Source organism: Clostridium grantii DSM 8605 (assembly GCF_900129965.1).
GTDB classification, from domain to species: Bacteria; Bacillota; Clostridia; order Clostridiales; family Clostridiaceae; genus Clostridium_AF; species Clostridium_AF grantii.
Genome location: NZ_FQXM01000080.1, coordinates 1 through 1,450, shown reverse-complemented (window position 1 = coordinate 1,450; position 1,450 = coordinate 1). Strand labels below are relative to the sequence as shown.

General features: G+C 30.2%; 2 protein-coding genes. Both read left to right on the top strand.

The genetic code is table 11. The features are described from left to right. Positions 1 to 331: 331 nt before the first annotated feature. Positions 332 to 433 carry a PD-(D/E)XK nuclease family transposase gene (locus BUB83_RS22835; protein ID WP_278336953.1) on the top strand — a complete coding sequence of 34 codons (102 nt, stop codon included), beginning with the start codon at positions 332 to 334 and terminating at the stop codon, positions 431 to 433. 134 nt (positions 434 to 567) lie between these two features. Beyond that, positions 568 to 1,296 (top strand): Rpn family recombination-promoting nuclease/putative transposase, encoded by a 729-nt coding sequence (locus BUB83_RS21110; RefSeq protein ID WP_341465364.1) that lies wholly within the window; start codon positions 568 to 570, stop codon positions 1,294 to 1,296. The last annotated feature ends 154 nt before the right edge of the window (positions 1,297 to 1,450 follow it).

The following is a 1,450-nucleotide window of genomic DNA, read 5'->3' as shown; positions in this document are numbered from 1 at the left end:
AAAATATTTAGAATTGTGTGAACTTTACGGACATGGGGCCAGACCCTTGGGGAAAATTGGAAAAATAATCCAAGCCATTGTGAACGAAACGTGAACAACTGAGCGATAAGCTCTGCGAGGGATGGAATCCGATGCAAATAGGGTGAAGATGAAGTAGAAGAGAAAAAAGAGCATGTTTCTACAATAGAGAAGCGTGTTCTTTTTATGCTAAATAACTGTTTAGCGAAATTAAATTGATAATTACCTTATAATTTATAAAATAAAAAATTGAATAAATAGTGAAAAAGTAAAGGTAATTAGGTTATAATATAGGTAAGGAGTTGATACAATAATGAAAAGATTGAAGCCATTGAACGATTATATATTTAAGAAACTTTTTGGTGAAAATGAAGTTAAAGATAATTTAATTGCATTGTTAAATGCAGTTTTATAGACAAACTTTACGTAAACTTAATTTATACTTGTACAAAATCTCCATGTTTCTAGGAGTTTTGGACACGTATAAATTAATAGTTGAAGTAGTTTGTATTAGATAGAAAAGATAGAGATAGGCTAGTAACATTAGAAATAATTGATAATAAAGAATTAACAAGAGAATTAATTAATGATAAGACATCTATACTAGATGTAAGAGCAAAAACAGAAGATGGAACCCAAATAGATATTGAAGTACAATTAACAAATCAACATAATATGGATAAAAGAACTTTATTTTATTGGGGCCGATTATTTAATCAAACCATAAGTAAAGGAGAAGATTATCAGAATTTATCAAAAGTTATTACTATAAATATTTTAGATTTTGAATATGTACAATTAGATAAATTTCATAGTAAATTTCATTTGTGGGAAGATGAAGCAAAAGAGTATATGCTTACAGATCTAGTTGAGATTCATTTTTTAGAATTGCCCAAATTCTATAAAATGAAGGAAACGAATTTAAAAGAAGATAAACTTCAAAGGTGGATGACTTTCTTTAATAAAGATATTTCAGAAGAGAAATTAAAGGAGTTGATGGAAATGGATTCAGATATTAGAAGGGTAGAAGAAAGATTAGAGTATTTAAGTAGTGATGAAAAAACTATAGAATTATACAGAGCTAGAGAAAAATCATTGCATGAGAGAGCTAATATGATAAGTAGCGCTAAGAAAGAAGGTATAAAAGAAGGTATAAAAGAAGGTGAATATAGAAAAGCAATTGAAATAGCAAAAAGTTTATTGGATGTATTAGATATTAATACAATTGCTAAAAAAACTGGATTAAATGAAGAAGATATAAGTAAACTTATGCATTAGGAGCTAGTAGCAAGTGGTCCAACCAAGTCAGGCCCACAAAGGTGGCCCGGACATGGGGCCAGACCCTTGGGGAAACTGGTAAAATAATCCAAGCCATTGTGAACGAAACGTGAACAACTGAGCGATAAGTTCTGCGAGGGATGGAATCCGATGC

Excerpts from the sequence above, each read along its gene's own strand:
- BUB83_RS22835 (WP_278336953.1), top strand. The coding sequence starts at position 332 with ATGAAAAGATTGAAGCCATTGAACGATTATATATTTAAGAAACTTTTT.